The 19,435-nt window shown below is 67.8% G+C and carries 19 protein-coding genes, 1 tRNA gene and 1 other RNA gene; 14 read left to right on the top strand and 7 right to left on the bottom strand.

The window, feature by feature from the left end; all coding sequences use genetic code 11:
* Positions 1-50 precede the first annotated feature (50 nt).
* Entirely contained in the window at positions 51-812 is a 762-nt protein-coding gene (locus AC5Y5Z_RS11600; protein WP_499925218.1) for an Rv3717 family N-acetylmuramoyl-L-alanine amidase, read from the top strand.
* On the opposite strand, the gene AC5Y5Z_RS11595 is transcribed toward AC5Y5Z_RS11600, so the two are convergent.
* Positions 809-1,252, bottom strand: a complete 444-nt coding sequence (locus AC5Y5Z_RS11595) for an SRPBCC family protein (RefSeq protein WP_463826029.1) — start codon at positions 1,250-1,252, stop codon at positions 809-811. The genes AC5Y5Z_RS11600 and AC5Y5Z_RS11595 overlap by 4 nt on opposite strands.
* A gap of 57 nt (positions 1,253-1,309) precedes the next feature.
* Complete coding sequence (locus tag AC5Y5Z_RS11590; RefSeq protein WP_499925216.1) at positions 1,310-3,142, bottom strand: DNA polymerase III subunits gamma/tau; 1,833 nt, start codon at positions 3,140-3,142, stop codon at positions 1,310-1,312.
* A 431-nt stretch (positions 3,143-3,573) separates the two neighbouring features.
* Between AC5Y5Z_RS11590 and AC5Y5Z_RS11585 the strand changes: the two genes are divergently transcribed.
* Positions 3,574-5,817 (top strand): SpoIIE family protein phosphatase, encoded by a 2,244-nt coding sequence (locus AC5Y5Z_RS11585; protein WP_499925214.1) that lies wholly within the window; start codon positions 3,574-3,576, stop codon positions 5,815-5,817.
* On the opposite strand, the gene AC5Y5Z_RS11580 is transcribed toward AC5Y5Z_RS11585, so the two are convergent.
* Together AC5Y5Z_RS11580 and ffs are read right to left on the bottom strand one after the other, a co-directional pair.
* On the bottom strand, positions 5,798-7,093 hold the full coding sequence (locus AC5Y5Z_RS11580; protein ID WP_499925213.1) for an aspartate aminotransferase type Ic: 1,296 nt from the start codon (positions 7,091-7,093) through the stop codon (positions 5,798-5,800). The genes AC5Y5Z_RS11585 and AC5Y5Z_RS11580 overlap by 20 nt on opposite strands.
* Before the next feature lie 23 nt (positions 7,094-7,116).
* Positions 7,117-7,211: signal recognition particle sRNA small type (ffs, locus tag AC5Y5Z_RS11575), an RNA gene on the bottom strand.
* A gap of 102 nt (positions 7,212-7,313) precedes the next feature.
* Between ffs and AC5Y5Z_RS11570 the strand changes: the two genes are divergently transcribed.
* Positions 7,314-7,399: transfer RNA gene (locus tag AC5Y5Z_RS11570), tRNA-Ser, on the top strand.
* Positions 7,400-7,480: 81 nt separating this feature from the next.
* Positions 7,481-8,365, top strand: a complete 885-nt coding sequence (gene lucA, locus AC5Y5Z_RS11565; RefSeq protein ID WP_499925211.1) for a lipid uptake coordinator LucA — start codon at positions 7,481-7,483, stop codon at positions 8,363-8,365.
* Between the two features lie 4 nt (positions 8,366-8,369).
* Here the strand turns inward: lucA and AC5Y5Z_RS11560 are convergent, their stop codons facing one another.
* The gene (locus tag AC5Y5Z_RS11560; RefSeq protein ID WP_473138569.1) at positions 8,370-9,116 is read right to left on the bottom strand and encodes an enoyl-CoA hydratase/isomerase family protein; all 747 of its coding nucleotides are present in this window, start codon (positions 9,114-9,116) and stop codon (positions 8,370-8,372) included.
* A gap of 152 nt (positions 9,117-9,268) precedes the next feature.
* Between AC5Y5Z_RS11560 and AC5Y5Z_RS11555 the strand changes: the two genes are divergently transcribed.
* From AC5Y5Z_RS11555 to AC5Y5Z_RS11510, 10 genes are all read left to right on the top strand, one after another.
* A complete protein-coding gene (locus tag AC5Y5Z_RS11555; protein ID WP_473138570.1) occupies positions 9,269-9,754 on the top strand; it encodes a lipoprotein LpqH in 486 nt (161 codons plus the stop codon).
* Positions 9,755-9,831: 77 nt separating this feature from the next.
* Positions 9,832-11,562, top strand: a complete 1,731-nt coding sequence (locus tag AC5Y5Z_RS11550) for a hypothetical protein (RefSeq protein WP_499925208.1) — start codon at positions 9,832-9,834, stop codon at positions 11,560-11,562.
* Positions 11,555-12,922: a CHAT domain-containing protein gene (locus AC5Y5Z_RS11545; protein WP_499925207.1), complete on the top strand. Its 1,368-nt coding sequence runs from the start codon at positions 11,555-11,557 to the stop codon at positions 12,920-12,922. Before AC5Y5Z_RS11550 ends, AC5Y5Z_RS11545 begins: the two co-directional genes overlap by 8 nt.
* A 123-nt stretch (positions 12,923-13,045) precedes the next feature.
* Positions 13,046-14,380, top strand: a complete 1,335-nt coding sequence (locus AC5Y5Z_RS11540; RefSeq protein ID WP_499925205.1) for a hypothetical protein — start codon at positions 13,046-13,048, stop codon at positions 14,378-14,380.
* A complete protein-coding gene (locus AC5Y5Z_RS11535) occupies positions 14,377-15,459 on the top strand; it encodes a hypothetical protein (protein ID WP_473138573.1) in 1,083 nt (360 codons plus the stop codon). Before AC5Y5Z_RS11540 ends, AC5Y5Z_RS11535 begins: the two co-directional genes overlap by 4 nt.
* 28 nt (positions 15,460-15,487) lie before the next feature.
* Positions 15,488-16,549, top strand: a complete 1,062-nt coding sequence (locus AC5Y5Z_RS11530; RefSeq protein WP_499925202.1) for an NAD(P)H-dependent amine dehydrogenase family protein — start codon at positions 15,488-15,490, stop codon at positions 16,547-16,549.
* Between the two features lie 34 nt (positions 16,550-16,583).
* Positions 16,584-16,823 (top strand): CsbD family protein, encoded by a 240-nt coding sequence (locus tag AC5Y5Z_RS11525; RefSeq protein WP_499925201.1) that lies wholly within the window; start codon positions 16,584-16,586, stop codon positions 16,821-16,823.
* Between the two features lie 36 nt (positions 16,824-16,859).
* Positions 16,860-17,033 carry a CsbD family protein gene (locus AC5Y5Z_RS11520; protein ID WP_463826042.1) on the top strand — a complete coding sequence of 58 codons (174 nt, stop codon included), beginning with the start codon at positions 16,860-16,862 and terminating at the stop codon, positions 17,031-17,033.
* Between the two features lie 116 nt (positions 17,034-17,149).
* Positions 17,150-17,857, top strand: a complete 708-nt coding sequence (locus AC5Y5Z_RS11515) for a cutinase family protein (RefSeq protein WP_463826043.1) — start codon at positions 17,150-17,152, stop codon at positions 17,855-17,857.
* Between the two features lie 15 nt (positions 17,858-17,872).
* Positions 17,873-18,850 carry an NAD-dependent epimerase/dehydratase family protein gene (locus tag AC5Y5Z_RS11510; protein ID WP_499925199.1) on the top strand — a complete coding sequence of 326 codons (978 nt, stop codon included), beginning with the start codon at positions 17,873-17,875 and terminating at the stop codon, positions 18,848-18,850.
* A gap of 1 nt (position 18,851) precedes the next feature.
* Here the strand turns inward: AC5Y5Z_RS11510 and AC5Y5Z_RS11505 are convergent, their stop codons facing one another.
* Positions 18,852-18,992, bottom strand: a complete 141-nt coding sequence (locus AC5Y5Z_RS11505) for a hypothetical protein (protein ID WP_463826045.1) — start codon at positions 18,990-18,992, stop codon at positions 18,852-18,854.
* Positions 18,993-19,019: 27 nt separating this feature from the next.
* Positions 19,020-19,406: a PPOX class F420-dependent oxidoreductase gene (locus AC5Y5Z_RS11500; protein WP_499925194.1), complete on the bottom strand. Its 387-nt coding sequence runs from the start codon at positions 19,404-19,406 to the stop codon at positions 19,020-19,022.
* Between the last annotated feature and the right edge of the window lie 29 nt (positions 19,407-19,435).

The raw sequence follows: 19,435 nt of genomic DNA, 5'->3' as shown, positions 1-19,435 counted from the left end.
AAACTTCAGCGTAGTCCGCACCGCGTTACCTTGGCGCAGTGGACGTACGGATGTGCCTTCGTGTCGGGGTGGCCCTGTTGTTGGGGATGCTGGTAGCCGCGGTGGCACCGTTCGCCGAGCCGTTGCTGCCCGCCGCCGGCGCAGCCCCGGGCAGCCTGGCCGGCATGGTCGTGTTCATTGATCCCGGCCACAATGGCGCCAATGACGCGTCGATCAGCCGTCAGGTACCCACCGGTCGCGGCGGCACGAAAGACTGCCAGGCCAGTGGCACGTCGAGCAACAGCGGATATGCCGAACACACCTTTACGTGGGACACCGCCCTGCGGTTGCGGGCCGCTTTGAACGCGCTGGGCGTGCGGACCGCCATGTCCCGCGGCAACGACAACGCGTTGGGTCCCTGCGTCGACGAACGCGCCAACATGGCTAACGCACTGCACCCCAACGCCGTCGTCAGCCTGCACGCGGACGGCGGACCGGCCTCCGGGCGCGGATTCCACGTCAACTATTCGTCGCCGCCGCTCAACGCGGCCCAATCCGGACCATCGGTGCAGTTCGCCCGGGTGATGCGGGACCAACTCCAAGCGTCGGGACTGACGCCCGCCACCTACATCGGCCAAAGTGGCCTGTACGGACGTTCGGACCTGACCGGATTGAACCTGGCGCAGTATCCGTCGATCCTGGTCGAACTGGGCAACATGAAGAACCCGGCGGATTCGGCGTTGATGGAGTCAGCGGAGGGGCGCCAGAAGTACGCCGACGCGCTGGTCCGCGGCGTCGCAGGGTTTCTGGCCACCCAGGGCCAGGCCCGCTAGCCACGCCCTTCTATGGCACCTTTCAGGTTCTGCAGCGTCTCAGCCTGAATCTTCTTCAGCCCCAGCGGCGCGAATGTCTTCTCGAAGAAACCCTTGATCCCGCCGGCGCCGGTCCAGGTGGTCGTGACGGTGACGCTGGCCCCGGGTCCGGCCGGTGCGACCGTCCAGTTGGTGACCATCGATGAGTTGGCGTCTTTCTCGATGACGGTGTGACCGGCGACGTCCACGTCGACCTGGACGTTGCGCACCCGCGACTCGGTTGCCTGCAGCCGCCACTTGGCGACGGTGCCGCGGCCCTGGCCGCCCTGCAGCACCTGGTACTCGCTGTATTGCGAGGGCAGGATCGTGGGGCGGACCTTCTCGTAATCGGCGACCGCACTGAGCACGGCGTCAGGCTCAGCGTTGATCAAGATCGTGCTGGCTGCCCTTACCTGTCCCATCGGGTGCAACTCCTTCGTGTCGATTGTGTAGGACCACGATATAGGTGGCGGTGATCGCTACCCGTCGATGCGGCGGGCACCCAGCTCGTTCTGCAACAGCTCCAGGGCAACCTCTTCGGGGTCGCGCCGTGGTTCTGCGGGGTCAGCGCGGCCGGCTTCGGCGAGCATGCTCTCCTCGTCGTCGCGCGCTGAGGTGTCGGGCGCCGGGTCCGGCTCGGCCACTGTCGGCGCAGCGACGCTGATATCGGCCCCGGCCGGTGGGCCGGCTTCGCAGCGCACCCGCCAGTTGACTCCGAGCGCGTCTTTGAGTGCCTCGACGATCACGTCGGCGTTGCGCTGTTCCGACAGCCGTCTGGCCAGCGGCGCCGCTTCGTGCGTCAGCACCAGCGTGTCGCCCTCCAAGGCAAGGACGGTGGCGCCCGCCAGCATCACCGCGGTGGTGCGACTGCGCTCACGGACTTTGTCGCGCACGGTGGGCCACATGCTGCGGACCGCGGTCGCGTTGAGTTCACCGGGCGCCGCGGCCGGCTCGGGTTTGCGCTCGGGCGCGGGTTTGCGCTCGGGCGCGGGTTCGGGTCGAGCCGCCGGCCGGGGGGCGGGTTCCGGCCGAACCGGGGGGTCAGGTGCTGCGGCCGGGCGCGCCACCTGCGGCGCAGCAGACCGGCGCACCGGCGTCACCGCGGGGCGGGCAACCGCAGGCGGGGTGGACGTCGCGGCCTCCGCTGCCGGTACCGAGATGGCCAGCCGGGTCTCGATGCGTTCGACCCGCTGCAGCAGCGCCGACTCGGCGTCCGAGGCCGACGGCAGCAGCAGCCGCGCGCACACCACCTCCAACAGCAACCGCGGCGCCGTCGCGCCGCGCATCTCCCCCAGCCCGGCCTGCACCACCTCGGCGTAGCGGGTGAGGGTCGCCGGCCCGATCCGTGCGGCCTGTTCGCGCATGCGTTCCAGCACGTCCTCGGGTGCGTCCACCACGCCGCGGGACACAGCGTCCGGCACCGCCTGCAGCAGGATGAGGTCGCGGAACCGCTCCAGCAGATCAGTGGCGAAGCGCCGGGGGTCGTGCCCGGCATCGATCACCGATTCGACCGCACCGAACAGTGCCGCGGCGTCGCCGGCGCCCAGCGCGTCGACGGCGTCATCGATCAGGGCGACGTCGGTGGCCCCCAGCAACCCCAGCGCCCGCTGGTAGGTCACCCGGCCCCCGTCGGAACCGGCTACCAGCTGATCCAGCACCGAAAGGGTGTCCCGTGGCGAACCGCCGCCGGCCCGGATGACCAGCGGATACACCGCGTCGTCGACGACGACACGCTCCTGTTCGCAGATCCGGGCGATCAGGCCGCGCATGGTGCGCGGCGGCAGCAACCGGAACGGATAGTGGTGGGTGCGCGACCGAATCGTCGGAAGCACCTTCTCCGGTTCGGTGGTGGCGAAGATGAAGATGAGGTGCTCGGGTGGTTCTTCGACGATTTTCAGCAGCGCGTTGAAGCCCGCGGTGGTCACCATGTGGGCTTCGTCGACGATGAACACCCGGTAGCGCGACTGAGCAGGCGCGTAGAAGGCGCGGTCGCGCAGCTCGCGGGTGTCGTCGACGCCGCCGTGGCTGGCCGCGTCCAGCTCGACCACGTCGATGCTGCCCGGGGCGTTGGGTGCCAGCGCCTGGCAGGAATCGCAGACACCGCAGGGAGTGGCGGTGGGACCCTGCGCACAGTTCAGCGAGCGGGCCAGGATCCGCGCCGACGACGTCTTCCCGCAACCGCGCGGCCCGGAAAACAGGTACGCGTGGTTGATCCGGCCCGCTTCCAGGGCCACCGACAGCGGTTCAGTGACGTGTTCCTGCCCCACCACTTCGGCGAAGGTTGCCGGTCGATACTTGCGGTAGAGGGCCACGGTGAGCAGGCTACTTTGGCCCGGTGACGATGCGCGCCGCGGAGTCGCGCGTGATCGCGCGGCGGAGTGGCGCGAGGAGGAGGCGGGCAATCAACCACGCCCGGTGACGATGCGCGCCGCGGAGTCGCGCGTGATCGCGCGGCGGAGTGGCGCGAGGAGGAGGCGGGCAATCAACCACGCCCGGTGACGATGCGCGCCGCGGAGTCGCGCGTGATCGCGCCGCGGAGTGGCGCGGACCACTCGTGGCCTGAGCGGGGTTGAAAATTGGTCGCCCCGTCAATCCCTGTAGTAATTGATTCGGGCAATCATGATTCGACGAAAGCCGGTGGCACTCACCAGTCACTGCTGCACCTCACAGGAGCGTTGCGCAGCGAGGAGTCTATTGATGACATGTGGGACGTGCACGTCACGCACACAACGGGGTTGATCGTGTGATCAACAACGATCTGGTGCCGGTCGGCACCCCCATCGACCTGGAGAACTGCGCCCGGGAGCCGATCCACATTCCCGGCAGCATCCAGCCGCGCGGGGTGCTGGCGGTGGTGCATGAACCCGACTTCGTGGTGCGCCAGGTCAGCGCCAACGTCGCGGATTTGCTCGGCCGCCCTACCGAGGCCGTGCTGGACCGGCCGCTGTCGAATCTGATCGGCACCGCCCAAGCCGCCCGGGTCGAGCAGACGGCGTCGACTTTCGGCGATCTCCGGCAACGCAACCCGCTCGAGTGCGATATCGATGTCGGCGGCGAAACGCGGGCGTTCGACGTCATCCTGCGCCGCGAGCCGGGCGGGATCCTGCTGGTTGAACTCGAGATCGCGTACGGCGAACGCCCGTTTTCGTTTCCGAACACGTACCAGGCGGTACGCAACTCCGTCGAGGAGCTGAACCGGGCCACCACGCTCACCGAACTGTATGACACCACCGCGGAATCGGTCCGCGCGCTCACTGGCTTCGACCGCGTGATGGTGTACCGGTACGACGAGGACTACAACGGCGAGGTGGTCGCCGAATCCAGGCGCGACGACCTCAACTCTTTTCTCGGCCTGCACTACCCCTCGACCGATATCCCGGCCCAGGCGCGGGCGTTGTATGAGAAGAACTGGATTCGGCTCATCTCCGACGTCAACTACACGCCGGCTCCCCTGGTCCCCGCGATCGACCCCGCCGGCGGCCAACCGTTGGACCTCACCTATGCCACGTTGCGCAGCGTCTCCCCTATCCACATCGAGTACCTCCAGAACATGGGTGTGCACGCGTCCATGTCGATCTCGTTGCTACGACACGGCCGGCTGTGGGGCCTGATCGCCTGCCACCACTACGCCGGGCCACACCTGCCGCCGTACGGCACCCGGGTGGCGGCGGAGTTCCTTGGTTCGACCCTGTCGCTGCGACTGGTCGACCGGTTCGAAGACGACCAGTTGCACCAGCGGTTAGCTGCTAATGCGGTGCTGACGAAATTGATTGCGGCCACGCTGGACGACAGCGAGTCCCTGGCGGCGGCGCTGCTCGGCGCGCCGAACCTGCTCGACCTGGTGCCAGCTGACGGAGTCGTCGTCAACATCCAGGGTGAATACCGGGTCATCGGGGCGGTGCCGCCGCCGGAGGTCGCATCCATGGTCGCGGCGTGGGCCCGCGGCGCGGGCGAGGAGGTCGCCAGTACCGAGTGCCTGACCCAGGAGTTGTCGGCGCTGGATCTCGACCCGAAGCTCGTCGCCGGGGCGCTCGCTCTCAACCTGCCCGACGGACAGTACGCGATCTGGTTTCGCCGCGAGGTCCAGCGGTCAGTCGACTGGGGCGGCGACCCGCACAACAAGGCCATCGCGATCCGCGAGGGCAGCGACGGCATCCGGCTCAGCCCGCGAAAGTCTTTCGAGCGGTGGCGCGAGATCGTGCGGGAACGCAGCGAGGCGTGGACGCCCAGCGAAGCGGATTCTGCCGAATCGCTGCGCCGCCACCTGGTCGAATCGCTGTACCGCCGCACGCGCGGCGCGTTGCGCATGGCCGAGACCCTGCAGCGCAGTCTGCTGCCGGAATCGATCCCGAAGCTGGACAGCTGGCAGCTGTCGGCGCACTACGAGCCGGCGGCGGGCGACAACGTCGGCGGCGACTGGTACGACGCGTTCGAGCTGCGCGACGGCCGGCTGATCCTGCTGCTCGGCGACGTCGCGGGTCACGGTGTCGCGGCGGCCGGCACCATGGCGCAACTGCGCAACGCGCTGCGCGCGCAGCTGTTCGGCGGCGCCACGCCGGCCGAAGCCCTGAACCAACTGAACGACTTCTCGGTGCACATGTTGCCCGGCGCGTTCGCGACCGTCATCGTGGCGCGGATTGACCTCGATTCGGGGCTCGTTGAGGCGGCGTGCGCCGGCCACCTGATGCCGTACCTGACGAATCCGCGGGTGCTGGCGGCCTCGGTCCAGCTTTCGCCGCCGATCGGCATCCGCGGGGTGACCTACGCCTCGAGCACGTTCACCATCGGGCCCGGCCAGGGGCTGGTGATGTACTCCGACGGCTTGGTGGAACGCCGGGGCGAACCGATCGATGCCGGTCTGGACCGCCTGGCCGAAACTCTCACCCGGGTCGGCAACGCCTCCGCGTCGCGGATCTGGTCGGCGATGGCATCAGTGATGGGTGCCACTGACGACGACGTCGCCGTCGTCAGCCTGCGGCGGCCCTGACCGCCAGCAGCGATTCGGTGGCGGCCAGCAGCGCGCAGGTAGCGAGCCCGTCTACCGCGTTGCGTAAATCTGTCAGTGACGGGAACGACGGCGCGATCCGGATGTTGGTGTCGTCGGGATCCTTGCGGTACGGGAAGGATGCGCCGGCCTCGGTCACGGCGATGCCGGCGTCCTTGGCCAGGGCGACGGTGCGGCGCGCGGTGCCGGGCAGGACGTCGAGGCTGATGAAGTAGCCGCCCTTGGGGTCGGTCCAGGAGGCGATCTTCGACCCGCCGAGCCGCTGCTCCAGGATCTCGGCCGCCAGCGCGAACTTCGGCGCCAGAATCTGCTGGTGGCGCAGCATGTGCAGGCGCACCCCGTCCGCATCCCCGAAGAAGCGCAGGTGCCGGAGCTGATTCACCTTGTCCGGGCCGATCGATTTCTTGGCGGCGTACTGCAGATACCACGCGATGTTGCCCAGCGACCCGCCGAAGAAGCTCACCCCGGCGCCGGCGAAGGTGATCTTGGACGTGGAGGCGAAGATGTAGGGCCGGTTGGGGTTGCCGGCCTTGGTGGCCAGGCCGAGGACATCGACCTGACGGGTGAAGTCGTGGGTCAGCGTGTGCACTGCGTAGGCGTTGTCCCAGAACAGGCGGAAGTCGGGGGCCGCGGTCTGCATCTGCACCAGCCGGCGCACGGTTTCCCACGAGTAGGTGATCCCGGTGGGGTTGCCGAACACCGGCACCGTCCACATGCCTTTGATGGCCGGGTCGACCGCCACCAGCTCCTCGATCAGGTCGACATCCGGACCGTCTTCGAGCATCGGAACCGGGATCATCTCGATGCCCAGGGTCTCGGTGATGGCGAAGTGACGGTCGTATCCGGGCACCGGACACAGGAATTTGACGCCGGCCGGCTCTTGTATCCAGGGCCGCGGCGAATCCACGCCACCGTGCAGCATGGAGTAGACGACGACATCGTGCATGAATTCCAGGCTGGCGTTGTTGCCGGCGATCAGGTTCTGCACCGGAAGGCCCAACAACTCGGCGAAGATTCCGCGCAGACCCGGCAGTCCGTGCAAACCGCCGTAGTTGCGGGTGTCGGTGCCCTCCGGGTCTTTGAATTCGTCTCCGGGCAGGTTCAGTAGCCGGTTGGACAGGTCGAGCTGCTCGGGTGACGGTTTCCCTCGGGTCAGGTCGAGCGACAGCTTCTTGGCCTGTAGCCCCGCGTACTCCTGCTGGTGGCGCGCGTGCACCGCCGACAGATCTTCAGGGCTGAGGGAATCGAGCGAAGCCATGCGGCCCTTTCACCGTCGTGACATGAAGGGGACCCCGCGCACCCGACAGAGCCCATTGACCCTTGCTGCCTTCCGGCCCTGGGGGAGTTCACAGGATAGACGCCGCGCGGGGTCCATCGGCGAGTGTAGTACCTGGCCGCCGACCTGTTCTTGGCGACTCGTCAGCGGCGGAGGCAGGTGCCGGAGGCACTCTGCGCGGTCCAACGGCTACCATGACCACGGAGGATTCGCCTAGTGGCCTATGGCGCTCGCCTGGAACGCGGGTTGGGTTAACAGCCCTCGCGGGTTCAAATCCCGCATCCTCCGCTGTATGGTCTGCCGGGTGACCAGGGCGGATGTCTATCCTGGTCGCCTGTCGGCAGCAGAGTGATCTGCCTGAGGAGGGGTATGGGGCGCAAAGTCGCCGTGCTTTGGCACGCGTCGTTTTCGATCGGCGCCGGCGTCCTCTTCTTCTATTTCGTATTGCCCCGGTGGCCCGAACTGGTGGGTGACACCTCGCACGGCCTGGGCAACGCCCTTCGCATCCTGACCGGCGTGCTGATCGGTCTGGCCGCGTTGCCGGTGGTGTTCGACCTGTCGCGGACCCGCAAGCCCGAACTCGGCGTGCCGCAGCTGGCGTTATCGATCCGGACGTGGGCAATCGTGGCCCACGTGCTGGCGGGGGTGCTGATCATCGGTACCGCGATCAGCGAGTACTGGCTCAGCCTGGACAAGGCCGGTCAGTGGTTGTTCGCGATCTACGGTGCCGCCGCCGCCATCGCGGTGCTCGGGATTTTCATGTTCTACCTGTCGTTCGCTGCCGAACTCCCGCCGCCGCCGCCGAAACCGATCAAGCCGAAGAAGGACAAGAAACGCCGCGTCCGGGGCAAGCAGCGGGGCAAGGTCGCCGCCGCCGACGTCGAAGACGCTGAGGAAGATGAGCTCGAAGACGAGGCTGACGGAACTGAGGACGCCGCCGAGGGCGCCGATTCCGACATCGCGGACGCAGAAGAGGTCGAAGCGGCAGAAGAGGTCGAGGCCGACACTGTCGTAGCGCCGAGCGCCGAGGCCGAACCTGTCGAAGCGGAGACCGTCGAGGCACCCGCGGGTGTCAGCCTGGACAAAGACTCCGACGATGAGCCGGCACCAGCGGCCAAGGCTGACGGGAAAGACGCACCGGCGGAAGAAACCGTCGAAGCCGCCGTGCAGCCGCGGTTGCGCAACCGCCGTCCGACTGGCAAGACCTCGCATCGTCGGCGACGCACCCGGGGTGGGGTCACGGTCGAGGAATAGGGCCTCAGCGGTTCTTCAACCGTTCGACGTAGGCGGCCACGCCCTGCTGAGTCTGGTCCGATGCCCACACCCGGCGAACCTCGCGGTCGATGTCGGTGCCGGCGTCGATGCGCGCCAGCGTGGGCGCCCGCAACTGTGCTTTGGTGTGGCTGTACGCCGCCGCCGGGATCTCACCCAGGTCGGACGCCTCGGCAACAGCCGCGTCGAGCAGATTGTCGGCGACGATGCGATGGGCCAGCCCGCGGGCCACGGCCTCGTCGCCGCGGTAACTCCGCCCACTCAGCAGGACCTCTTCGGCGCGGTCACCACACGCGTAGCGCATCACTTCGAGCGCGGCGACCGGGAACGGCACCCCCACCCGGACCTCGGCGGCGCCGATCTGGGCGCCCGGAGCAGCCAGCCGCCAATCACAGGCGCAGGCCAGCACGCATCCGCCGGCTATCGCGGCGCCGTTGATCGCGGCCACCGTCGGTCCCGGATACCGGAACACCGCGTCGAACGCACTCGACAACGCCGGAACCAATTGGTCGGTGTATGCGGCCCCGCCCGCCACGAGGCGGTTGAGGTCTACCCCGGCAGAAAACACCCGACCGGCGCCGGAGAGGACCAACGGTGGCCCGCCCGATCGTTCCTGTTCCCGCACAGCCTCCGTCAGCTCACCGAGGAACTCGACGTCGAGGGTGTTCACCCGTCCCGCCGACAACGTCAGTACCCGCACCCCACCCACAGCTTCGATTTCGATCACGCTCACTACTACACCAGAACTACTGCGACTGCGGTGATTCCCCAGGGCGGTAGCTGCGTTGCCGTCGGTCTCATTTGTTGGGATCGGTAGCGATCGCTGCGGGCTGTACTTCAGCAATGACGACGCCATCGGGGCGGCGCATGACGGAAGGAAGTCCGATGAAACGTGTTATCGCTGCTGCGATTGGCGCCCTTGGCTGCGCTTCGGTGTTGGTGGGCTGCTCCAGCGGCGGCCAGACGGCCACCCCGGCGCCGAACGCGCCGGCGAGTGTGTCCACCGGCGGCGGAAAGACCGAGGTCAAAGTGGCCGGCGCCGACCTTGCCGGCCTGGACCCCGCCTCGGTGACCTGTGTGAAGCAGGCCGGGAAGATCAACATCGGCAGTGGATCCACCGGTGGCCCCCAGCAGGCGCTGGCCGTGGTGATGACCGACGCGAACCCGCCGACCGTGGACTCGTTGGCGCTGGTGGTCGAAGGCAACGCACTGTCGGTGGCCGACAGCATGGGCTCCAAGGTCGGTTCGGCCAAGGTTTCGGTGGACGGCAAGACCTACACCATCACCGGACAGGCGCAGGGTGCCGACCTGAAGAACCCGATGGCCGGCATGATCACCAAGGACTTCAGCATCAAGGTGACCTGCGGCTGATGCGCCGCGGTTCGGCCCGGCGGGCGTGCGACGCACGTCCGCCGTTCCGGGTGGTCAGACGGACTTATGATGCAGCCGTGTCGATCGGTGACGACCTGCAGCGCGCTCGTCATCTGGGGTGCGCCGCCGAGGACGAGGCGGCCCGCGATCTGTTGCTGTCGCTGATGCCGCGGACCGAGCAGGAAGATCGAGACGACCTGCTACTGGAGGTGTTCGCTCAGCTCGGCGAGATCTACCTGGTCCGCGGCGCGAATGACGGAGTGCGGGAATGTATTCGACGGATTCTGGACCCGTTGGCAATCTACCGTGCAATCCTGGCCGGGACCATGCCGGAGGCCGCGGCGCAGGTGCACATCTCGCACACCGCGATCGCACACATGGTGTGCCGTTACACCCGGCGGGCCCAGTTCCTGCAGACGGGATTGGCTGCGGCACAAGGCGATCACGAGGGGGTCGAAGCAGCGCTGGCTGCCCTGACCGATTCCGACGACGCCTTTCCCGATCTCGTCGCCGAGCACCGGCAGTTACTCTGCTACGCCCAGCTGCTGTCCGCGACGGCTCTGTGCGACGACGATCTGCACGTCCGGTCGGTACCGCTATGGGAACGGGTGCTCACCTGGCTGGATGGTGCGACGGACGGCGGTGCATACGCCGATCACCTCTGGGTACTGGCAGCCATCGGGTACGGCAGGTTCTGCGTCGAGACCGGACGCCTTGTCGAGGCCGAGCCCTGGTTGCGCCGCGCAGACGCCCGGGCACGGGCACGCGGCTGGGAGCTCGACTGCGCCAGAGCACAATTGGAGCGGGCAGCGGCCAGCTGGTCGGTCGGTGACCATCACACGACCGAGCAATTGGTCTCGGCGGCCTATCCGGTGATCGCCCGCTACGCGCGGGCCCATGAGGTGTCGCGCTGCTGGCTGTACCTGGGCCTGACCCGGCTGTCCGGCGGTGCACTGGAGGCTGCCGACGAATGTTGGGAGCATGCCGAACGGCACTGGCGCGAATTGGGCAAGCCGCTGCATTTACACCGTATTCTGCTGCAGCGCAGCTGGATTGCGATATTCTGGGGACGGTTCGCCCAGGCAGTGGAGCTGATAGCCCAAGCCCGGGAGCTGCTCGACTCCTCGCCACGCAGCAGCTGGCTGCAGTACGCATTGCTCGACAATCAGTTGGGCACTGTGTGGCGTGCAGATGCGTTGGCGGATATGGGTTTTGATGCCTATGGAGATCCCGACGAGCCGTTGCGGCACGTCGAGTACCGCCACCTCACCTCACTCGGCGTCCTGCACGGCGAGGGCGGCACCCGGCAGCATCGACGAGCGATGACCAAGCTCGAACAGGCGGCCGACCTCAAAGTGCCCGCGGCACTGGCCGTCGACTCGGTGCGTTATTCGATCGTCGATGCCGATGCGAGATCCCGCTGGGCGAACCATGTCGCGGCACCCGTGCTGGCCGGTGCCATCGCGGTCGCCTGGGAGTCGGAGAACACCGCGTTGCTCAGCGAGCTCGTCGAATATCACAGTGCGCGTGGTACTTTCCACAGCGACCTGCCAACCCGGCAACCCGGCGAGTGGGAGTCGACGGCCGTGCCACCGGCGGTCACCGGGAGAGCGGACGAGATGGCGACGGCAGCCGCGGGGCCGGTCAGGTCGGGCGGCAGGTCCCTGATCCGGATCGGGCCGTTGCCTCCGTTGCAGATGCAGCCGGACTCGGCGCCGATCCTGGATCGGTATCGCGCGCTGGCGCTGCAGCGGTACGGCCGGCAGGTCACCGCCGCCGAGCCACCGTGGTCGACCTGGCATGACTGACTCGGTGACGCTCATCCTGCGCTACGCCGATCTGGGCGTCGCCACCTATGCGAGCCTGCGGGTGGTCGGCGATCCGTCCAGCACCGTCACCTGGGTGATCGAGGAGCCAATCCTGTTGGCCGCCTTACAGGAACTGGCCGACGCATTACCCGAACCGGTCGGTGCCGAGAACCGGCATGACGCGATCGAACGGGCCCTGACCCGAGGTCCGTTCGCGTCGCCTATGGCCGAACTGACCACCTCTTACATCCTCGGTGCGCTGTTGATCGGAACGGCCGGGTGGCAACTGCTGACGCAGTGCGTGGCCTCGCCGCGGCCCAGGTTGTTCGTCTCACCCAGCGCCCGGTTGGCGCGGGTGCCCTGGGGTCAGCTCGCGCTGCCCAAGTCGGGGCCCAGCACCGCAGAACTGGTTCAGGCCCGCCACGGCGCATTCACCGCCAGCGGTCCGACGGCCGCCCACATAGCTTGGCAGCTGGCCGATATCGAGCAGCACACCGATGGCTATCGGCTGATGGAGTTGGTCGACATCCTGTTGGCGGTGCCGCAGCACATTACGCACGCACCTCGCGTCCCCGCGCAATGGCGCGCCCGGCGCGTCGGGCCGGCGGTACTGATCCTGGATCCCCGGGTTCCGGGCCAGCGACCCGACTCGGCCCTCGGATCGGTGCTTGGCAGACCGTCCGAAAAGACTGCGCTGGCCAGGCATTTCGCTGCCCTCAAGCAACACCGCGCGGTGTTGCCCCGCGTCGACACGGCTGTCGAATTGTTCCGCCGTCCAGACGCCGACCGCGACTGGTTGGCGGGACTGCTTGCGCAACAACCAAGCCGGCTCCTCTACGTCGGTCACGCGAGCTCGGCCGACGGCGCAGCTGGGCACGCAGACCGAGCTTCGCTGCACCTGGCATGTACCGCCGCGATCCCCGGAGACGCCGCGGCGATCGGCGACCATCGGCCGTTGACCGCCTCGGATCTGATGGCCCTGCGATTGCCGGTACCACCGCGGGTGGCGCTGCTGGCCTGCGCATCCGGCGGTGACTATCAGTTCGACGAAGCGACCGGTCTGGTGGCGGCGATGATCCTGTGCGGGGCACAGTTGGTGACTGCCACGCTCTGGTCGCTGCCCACCACCGCGGCATACCGACAATTCGGCACGGTCGCCGCCGACCCGACCGATCAGTTCCCGGACCCGATGTCCGACCTGGTCGCTGCCGTCGACGACGCACACGAGGAGGACGCCGCGGGCTGCGCCGTGAACCGCTGGCAGCGCGCCCAGCTGCGGCGCTGGCGAGACGGTGATGTCACCGCCAGTCCGCTGTACTGGGGCGCGCTGGTCACTTTCGCCGTCGACCGGGCGCGGTGACCTTAGGTGGGGGCCAATTGCGCTGTCCGCCCTGCGGATACGACCAGCGCCGCGGACCCGACCGGCTACCGAACCCAACTTCGCAGATACCGATATCGTGCCCGGTGCCCCTATTCTGTCGTCATGAGCGCCGATCCGCAGGAGGTAGCGGCTGCCTTCTACAGCGGAAACGATCCCGGTTATCCCCGCCGTGCGGTCATCGATCGGGGCTGGCGCGCAATCGGTTCCGGTGTCGAGGTGCTCAGCAGCGATGATGGCGGGCCGTTGAGCAGGACCGTGAAACGCATCATCGATCCCCTAGTGCTTCGGCTGCGGTCCAATCCGCAGTATTCGGCGCCGGTGGTCACAGCCGGCACCGCGGCGGCCATGCATGACCTGATCGTCGGGAATTCCGTCCAGTTACGCTGCGCCGCAGCCTGGTTCGAGGTGCTCAAGATCGAGCGGCGTCGATTGCGGATCCGCAGCGGCAACGCCCAGGAGCTGTATTTCCCGGTGTGCTTCGAGCTCGCGGTGACCAGAGGCGCACCCGCGCCGCAAGACCGCGAGACCGCTGGTGCGGTGCTGCAGGAGATCCACCGCGGCCGGGACCGCACTGCGGTCGAGGTGCTCAACGATTACATGGCCGATCCGCAGGTCGTCGCTACCTTGGCAGCCCAGCTCCAACGGAGCTGGTGTGATGTGCGGGCGCAGGACGCGGTGCTCGAACCGTTTCTGGCCGAGTTGGCCACCGTGCTCGGGCCGGCCGACAGTCACAACGCGACCACTGCGCGCCAACGGGTGTGGTCGGCGGTAATAGCCGACACCACGCCATACAACCTGGGTGCCCTGGCCCGCGTCCACGAGGCCGAGCTGCCGTGGTCCATCGTCGAGCTGGGCTTGAGTTCTGTTGCGCCACAACGCCCGCCGGAAATTGCCGGTGGCGCCGACAGCGACCGCCCGCTGGATCGCACGGTGGTGGGTCGGGTGCGGTCGACACTGCGGCGCACCCTGGACCGGGACGCCTTGCCCGACATCCCGCTACTGTGCGCCGAGGAGGTGGACCGGGCGAGCGCGCCCTGGGGTCTGCTGGCTGAGGACAAGCAGGCCACCATGGTGGCCGGCATCGAGGTAGCGGTCGGACTGGCGCCACTGGACCGCACGGTCACCGCCCGCTACGCGCTGGCCGCGCAGATCCAGTCCCGGTTGCGCAAGGAGGCCTACGTCCTGCACGCCCGACGGTATGTGGCCGGGAACGGCCCGATCCACCCGCGCCAGCAACAGATCATCGACGATCTCGCCGCGTTCGCGCAGCCGTATCTGAGCCGTTTGTGGGCACGCCTGCATGGACGCGACGTGTGGCAGGAACCGTGTGCAGACGTCGAGGACGTCCGCGCGTTGCTGGACGGCGTCGCCAGGTCGGTGAGCCTGGATCACCGGCAGCGGATCAAGTCGATGCTGGAATTGCAGGTGGCGGGGTGAGGGTTGTCGACGATCCGCTCGGGCAGCCGGCTCCGCTGGTCGCGGTGCTGGAGGTCAGCGGTGCCGTGTTGTCCTGGCTGGTGGACGAGCCGGCCGCGGACTCGCCCACCGTGACCTTCACCGACGTGGCCCGCGCCGACTGGTTGTGGCGCGTCGTCGGGTCAGCTGGTCACCTCGCGCTGATCGCCGGCACCGGGCCGGTCGAACTCGACGTGGCAGCCGGTTCGATGGAACCACTGCGCCGGTTGGCGATCGGTCATTGGCTGCGGCGCTGGTGGCCGGCCAGTCGGCGTGACGGCATTCCCGGTCTTGATCAGCCCCTGCTCGACGCCGAGGTGGCGCTGCTGACGGTCGGCCTGCAGGACTTTTTCACCGACGACACCCTGGATTCGGACGTCGCCGCCTTGCTGAGTCCGCACGGCGCGGCGCTGACCGCCCACCTGGGCACCGGCGATCCGCGGGTTCGCGAGTTGGTGCGGGCGGGGTCCGAGCTTGCCGACGAGGTCGGCGTCGACGGTGACGGATGGCCGGAACTGGCTGTCGCACTGCAGGATTCGAAGATCACCGGGACTGTTCCGGCCGGACGACGCGACGACTACGCGCTGGCTGCCGGCGCTGACGCGGGTCCGCGGTCCGCCGCCGCGATCGGCCGCGGAGTCGCGTCGATCAACTGGGCCGCGGTGCCGCCGGGCGTGTTCGACGCGGCTGAGGACACCGTCGAGTGGAGTGTGCAGGCAGCGGGTCCGGCGGTTGTCGCCGTCGTCCGAACGGCCGTCCTGGGCCCCGGCCCGGCCACCGACATCGCCGTGCGGGTGAGGTCGGGGAAGGTCAGCGGCGCCGGCGCCCTGGATCCCGGTGGCCGGGCCACTGTTCCCCTGTTCGATGCGCAACAACAGGCGCTGACAGAGTCGGCCGCCTGGAACCAGGACTGGCCCGCGACGTCCGTGGTCGTCGGCGTGCCGGTCAGCGAACCCCGCGACGTACGCGACCGGATCCGCCGCTGGGTGCGGCTGCGACTGGACCAACCACCGCCGGACGCGTTCCTCGCCGAGATCCTGGCGGCTGAAGCCTCTTACTGAGCGCGTCTAACCTGCCTATGCTGAGCGAGTGCCCAACAAATATCGCGTCGTGCAGTGGACCACCGGAAACGTCGGTACCAGCTCGCTACAGTCGATCGCCACCAACCCCCAGTTCGAACTCGTCGGTTGCTATGCCTGGTCGGCGGAGAAGGTCGGCCGTGATGCCGGTGAGTTGGTCGGCATCGACCCGCTCGGCGTGCCGGCCACCAACGACGTCGACGAGCTGCTCGCCCTCAAACCGGACTGCGTGGTCTACAACCCGATGTGGATCGACGTCGACGAGTTGGTTCGCATCTTGTCGGCGGGGGTCAACGTGGTGACGACGGCGTCGTTCATCACCGGACACAACCTGGGCGCCGGGCGGGACCGGATCGTGGAGGCGTGCGAGAAAGGTGGCGCGACGATGTTCGGGTCCGGGGTGAGCCCCGGCTTCGCCGAGCTGTTGGCCATCGTGTCGGCGATGGTGTGCAATCGCGTCGACAAGGTCACCGTCAACGAGGCGGCGGACACCACGTTCTACGACTCCCCGGACACCGAGAGGCCGGTCGGGTTCGGTCAGCCGATCGACAACCCGGAACTGCCGCAAATGGCGGAGAAGGGGACGGCGATCTTCGGCGAGGCGGTCCGGTTGGTCGCCGATGCGCTGGGCGTCGAGCTGGACGAGGTGCGGTGCGTGGCCGAATTCGCCCAGACCACCGAAGATCTCGTGATGGAATCCTGGACCATCCCCGCGGGATGCGTCGCGGGGACTTACATCAGCTGGCAGGGCATCGTCGGCGGCAACACCGTCGTCGACCTCAACGTGCGGTGGCGCAAAGGCCAGACCCTGGAACCGGACTGGCAGATCGACCAGGACGGCTGGGTCATCCAGGTCGACGGCCAGCCGACGGTGACCACCCGAGTCGGCTTCCTGCCGCCGCCGTACTTCCAGGCCACCACGCTGGCCGAGTTCATGGCGATCGGACACATCATGACCGCCATGCCCGCAATCAACGCGATACCGGCGGTGGTGGCCGCCGCGCCCGGCATTGCCACCTACGCCGATCTGCCGTTGACCCTGCCGCGCGGAACGGTGCCGCGCGGCGCCTGAATAATGGCATCGGCCAGCGGGTATGCCTCCCCGCATGGCGAACAACAGATTGAGCAACGCTGCCCAGTACTGGGGCGGCAGGGCTAAAGAAACCGTCGGCAGGCTCACCGGCAACCGGCGCACCGAGTTCGAGGGCATCTTCGACCAGACCAGGGCAAACGTCAAAGACACCGGGTTGCGCGCGCGGGACGCGTTCCGGCGCCAGCAGCGACGGGGGCTGGGCCGCGGGTTTCGAGGTGGGTTTCGGGGCCACCCGCAATCGGGTATCCGCTGACGGTCAACGAAATAACCGACAGGAGCGCTGACGCAGATGAGCACCGAAGACAAAGCAAAGAACAAGATCGAAGACCTGGGCGGCAAGGCCAAGGAAGCTGTCGGTCGTGTCTCGGGCGACCGGGATACCGAAAACGAGGGCCGCGTGGACCAGGCGAAGTCGAGCCTGAAGGACGCCGGCGAGAAGATCAAGGACGCCTTCAAGAAATAAGTCCTCTCCCAAGCTGTCCCGCGCGAAAAATCCGCGCGGGACAGCTTGTTTTCTGGCCTGGTTGAGGTGCCGGATTCTGGCTATCCCTGGCTGATCGTCATGGAAAGGTTTCGCATATGTTCGGCACCACTGTGCTACGCCGGGTCGCGGTCGCGATCGGAATCACCGCGCTGGTCGGCGCGTTTGCCCTGCTGTCCGAGCCGGCGCCGGCCGCTTCCGCCGCGCCGTGCCCGGACGTCGAGGTGGTATTCGCCCGCGGCAGTGGTGAGCCCCCTGGCCTCGGCGGAGTGGGCCAATCCTTCGCAGATGCGCTGCAGACCGCGATCGGTGCCAGGTCGCTCGGCATCTACGCGGTCAATTATGCCGCCAGCACCGACTTCAGCAGCAGCGACTTCGCCACGACCGTCATCGACGGTATCCGCGACGCGGGCGGGCACATCCAGTCGATGGCGTCCAGTTGCCCCAACACCAGGGAGGTGCTCGGCGGTTACTCCCAGGGTGCGGCACTGGCCGGCTACGTGACTTCACCGGCCGTCCCGGCCGGCGTACCAGCCTCGGCGGTACCGCAACCGCTGTCGCCGCAGGTCGCGAGTCACGTTGCGGCGGTCGCCCTGTTCGGCACGCCGTCACCGCAGTTCCTGAGCCAGTACGGGGCACCCCAGATCACCATCGGGCCGCTGTATCAGGCCAAGACCATCCAGCTCTGCGCTGACGGGGACAACATCTGTTCGGGCGCTCCCGGCCCGCCGGGATTCGAGCACATTTCCTATTCCGTCAACGGCATGACCAATCAGGCAGCCGAGTTCGCCGCCAGTCACCTGTAACGGCACAATCGCAACATGCGTGTGCTGGTAACTGGCGGGACGGGATTCGTGGGCGGCTGGACCGCCAAGGCCATCGCCGACGCGGGCCACCAGGTCCGGTTCTTCGTCCGTACCCCGGGCAAGCTGGAGACTTCCGTCGGCAAACTGGGCGTCGACGTGTCCGACTACGTCCAGGGCGACATCAAGGACCGCGACTCGGTTCGGGCGGCGCTGACCGGGTGCGACGCCGTCGTGCACAGCGCCGCCCTGGTCGCCACCGACCCGCGCCAGACTCCGCAGATGCTGAGCACGAACATGGACGGCGCCCGCAACGTGCTCGGCCAGGCCGTCCAGCTGGGCCTGGACCCGGTGATCCACGTGTCGAGCTTCACCGCGCTGTTCCACCCCGGGTTGGAGACACTGCGCGCGGACCTGCCGGTGGTCGGCGGCACCGACGGCTACGGAACGTCCAAAGCGCAGGTGGAGATCTATGCGCGCGGCCTGCAGGACGCCGGCGCGCCGGTGAACATCACCTATCCCGGGATGGTGCTGGGCCCACCCGTCGGCGACCAATACGGCGAGGCCGGCGAGGGCGTGCGGGCGGCACTGCAGATGCACGCGATCCCGGGTCGCAGCGCGGCCTGGCTGGTGATCGACGCTCGCGACGTCGCTGCGGTGCATGCCGCGCTGTTGGAACCGGGTCGCGGACCGCGCCGGTACATGGTGGGCGGGCATCGGGTGCCGGTCGGCGACCTGGCGGACATGCTGGGCCAGGCCGCCGATACCACGATGCTCACTGTCCCGGTGCCCGACACCGTGCTGCGGGTCGCCGGCAGGTTGCTCGATCTGGCGGGCCCATACCTGCCGTTCGAGAATCCGGTCACAGCCGCGGGCATGCAGTACTACACGCAGATGCCGCAGTCCGACGACTCGCCCAGCGAAGAGGAACTGGGAGTTTCGTACCGGGATCCGCGTACCACGATCGCCGACACGGTGGCCGCCCTGCGCGGCTAGCTCAGTCGTCCTCGTCGTCCGGGTCGAGCAGCGGCGGCAACGGCGGTGAATTCTTCAACCAGTCTTTGAGCCTCAGCAATCCGTTGATCAGAATCCCGAGGCCCAGCAGCACGGCCGTCACCACGATGATTGCGGTGGTCACGCTCTCTATCGTGCCAGGAATTGCGCGTTACGCGGCGGGCTCGACCTCGAGTCCGACGTGCACCTTGTCGATACCGCCGCGCACCAGCGAGTGCACATAGAACCACGGGGCGTGATACCAGTACCGCTTGAGCACGGCGTTGTAGACCCGGCGGGTTTCCGATTTCGGCAGCACCCGCGCGACACCTTCGACGGCTTCGCTCTTCGGCTTGCCGAGCGCGCCGCTGCGGGCGATGGTCACCCGGGGGGTGTTGCGAATCCGCTTGACCTTCCACGAGTTGTCATCGGTGATGATCAACAGCTTGTCGCCATCGGGGACGCCCCAGATTGCCGTGGGCTTGGCGCGGCTGTCTTTGGTGAAGGTGGTCAACAGCAAGTACTTGGACTGGATCACGTCCTTGAATCCCAGAGACATGCCGAGACAATTCCCGCTGATCGAGCTGT

This window comes from Mycobacterium sp. NGS29 (assembly GCF_059812965.1).
This window is presented reverse-complemented; position numbering and strand designations above follow the sequence as displayed.